Source organism: Romboutsia sp. (assembly GCF_035470145.1).
In the GTDB taxonomy this organism is placed as follows: Bacteria; Bacillota; Clostridia; order Peptostreptococcales; family Peptostreptococcaceae; genus Romboutsia_D.
Window position 1 is genome coordinate 1 of sequence record NZ_DATIRC010000222.1, and the last position, 1,622, is coordinate 1,622.

A 1,622-nucleotide genomic window follows, 5' to 3' on the forward strand; every position below is an offset into this window, starting at 1 on the left:
GGATTATACAAACAACAAAAAATCTCATAATTGTTAGATTAGATGGTGATAAATCCTGAAGACTGATTTTAATCAAAGGGAACGCAAGTCCCCATGACATGATCATAAATGCCATTAATAAAGGAAATTTTAATCTGGGAATATGTATCACGATCCCTCACTTATTAACCCATATCTTATAGCAATGGAATAAAAGAACAGATATAAAATCATCGATAACCTGAAGAATATATTGTTTTTAAACAAATAGTTATAGATGAAAATAGACTAATAAATCCAGGTATGAATTCTAAAAAAATATAATCCCCATTATGTTAATAACTAAGGAAATGCAAAAAAAATAATGGAAAAAAAGGATAAATCATGCAAGCTGTATAACTTGTTGCGGCACAGGAACCTCGTGATTATTGACACTATCCCATCCTTCTTCATATATTTCTTTGTCAATAGGCATAGTTTCATTAGGTGATATTTGCTGAACATAGCTGACATGGATTATATGCAAAGTAAGAGTAACATTATCTCCTTCCTGGAATTTATTCCAAAGATCACCCTCAACTTGGAACTGCACTGTCAGTCCTTCTATTGAACTAAATTCTACATTTGTAGTATCATAGGTATCATCATACACCATTTTTTGCAAAGTATCCTCAATTATGACAGTATCTCCTGCATTAAGGGTTGAGTACCACCCACGGAATTGTCTACTTGTATTTCCACTTGTATTAACATAATCTGTATGGTAATCATTAATAAACTCCTCAAAAGTCATTGTGATAATTTCTCCATCTTTTTCCTCAAGGCAGCCAGATACAAAGTTAAAGAGAAAAAGGCTTATAATGAAAAAAGATAGTACATATGTGTCATTCATAATACATCCTCTTTATGTGGGCAATGATAGAGAACTTTTTAAATATTATTGTAAGAAAAAAATTTATTAATATACAATTATTCGGATGATTTTTCGAAATGTAATACGATTTTTCTCAAGAAAGCTCAATAAGTGTCAGACAGCCAATATACTAATCCAATCATCAATCAAAGCCATATATTAACTAAATCAAATGATTATCACATCTATAAGTGAGATAGAAACACGATTTTTTTGCTCTGCGCATATACAAATGAATTATTGACTGGTATTTAGAATAAAACTCTTAATATTATAATTAACTAAAAAATATTTTATATGTAGATAACGAAGACACCTTTCAATGTATGCTAAAAATGCTAACGTTTATTTCATCCCCGTGACTGTGACCAGCATTATCACGGCATACAACTTTGAGGGTAGATTTGCCAAATCCCTTTTCCCATTTCCAAGTATAGGGGGACTGTGATGTCGAATATTTCAAGACGCCATCTACATAAAATATTACATTATCTATACCCGAAGGATAGCTTGTGACATTGGTCTCAACCATGATTCCTCCAATAATTAGAGTTCTATCCCGCATTGCAGGAATGATTGCTCTTCCAAAAATATGGAGATATCCGTTCTTGGGTAAAGTAATGAGGACATACGGGGGTGTTTTATCAATTTTTATTGTCACATTTTGTAGTTTCTCTGTATTCCCTGCCTCATCTACTGAATAAAAAGAGAGGGAATGTACTCCCTCACT

The 1,622-nt window shown here is 32.2% G+C and carries 2 protein-coding genes; both read right to left on the reverse strand.

Annotation, left to right across the window (positions count from 1 at the left end):
* Positions 1-361 precede the first annotated feature (361 nt).
* Entirely contained in the window at positions 362-643 is a 282-nt protein-coding gene (locus VLM92_RS09480; protein ID WP_325276100.1) for a hypothetical protein, read from the reverse strand.
* Between the two features lie 568 nt (positions 644-1,211).
* Positions 1,212-1,622, reverse strand: a 411-nt coding sequence (locus tag VLM92_RS09485; RefSeq protein WP_325276101.1) for an Ig-like domain-containing protein, incomplete at its 5' end; no start/stop codon positions are given.